This is a genomic window from Neisseria sp. P0009.S007 (assembly GCF_051962515.1).
The window spans coordinates 1-926 of the sequence record NZ_JBQCVF010000630.1; the positions used below are offsets into that span (position 1 = coordinate 1).

The window sequence follows — 926 nt, forward strand, 5'->3', positions numbered from 1 at the left end:
TTTTCCAAAAAAATTAAAGGCTTTACCTATACCCGTACAGCCAATCCGACTACTGCCGCTTTTGAAAAACGCATTGCTGCATTGGAAGGTGCAGAGCGCGCGGTAGCCACTTCGACCGGTATGTCTGCAATTCAGGCGGCGTTTTTTACCTTCTTGCAAGCAGGCGACCACGTTGTTTCCAGCCGCAGCCTGTTTGGCACGACCGTCGGTTTCATCAACAACATCGTTACCAAGTTCGGCATCGAGGTCAGCCATGTGTCGCCAACCGATTTGAACGAATGGAAAGCTGCGGTTAAAGACAATACCAAATTGCTGTTTTTGGAAACCCCGTCCAATCCATTGGGCGAAGTTGCCGACTTGGAAGCGTTGGCAGAACTGGCACACAGCATCGGCGCGCTTTTGGTGGTGGACAACAGCCTCTTGTCGCCAGCCGGTTCGCAGCCTTTGAAACACGGTGCGGATATTTCCGTGTCTTCCGCAACCAAAGCGATTGACGGTCACGGCCGCGTGATGGGCGGCATGTTGGCCGGTTCGGAAGAATTGATGACGCAAGTTGCCATATATTGCAACTCTTGCGGTTTGGCGATGTCTCCGTTTAACGCATGGCAGTTGTTGAGCGGTGTAGAAACCTTGTCGCTGCGTATGGAAAAACAGTTTGACAATGCGTTAAAAATCGCCCAATGGCTACAACAACAGCCGCAAGTCCAAGCCGTGTACTACACCGGTTTGCCCGACCATCCGCAGGCAGAGCTTATCCGCAAACAGCAAAACGGCGGCGGTATCGTCATCGGCTTTGAAGTCGCCGACCAAGAAGCCGCATGGAAAGTCGTGGACGGCGTGGAGCTTTTCTCCCGTACTGCCAACCTCGGCGATGTGCGCTCGACCATCACCCATCCGTGGACAACCACGCACGGCCGGATGCAGCC

General features: G+C 53.8%; 1 protein-coding gene. It reads left to right on the forward strand.

Translation table 11 applies throughout. The features are described from left to right. Window positions 1-926, forward strand: a 926-nt coding sequence (gene metZ, locus ACTHS3_RS15280) for an O-succinylhomoserine sulfhydrylase (RefSeq protein ID WP_440368404.1), incomplete at both ends; no start/stop codon positions are given.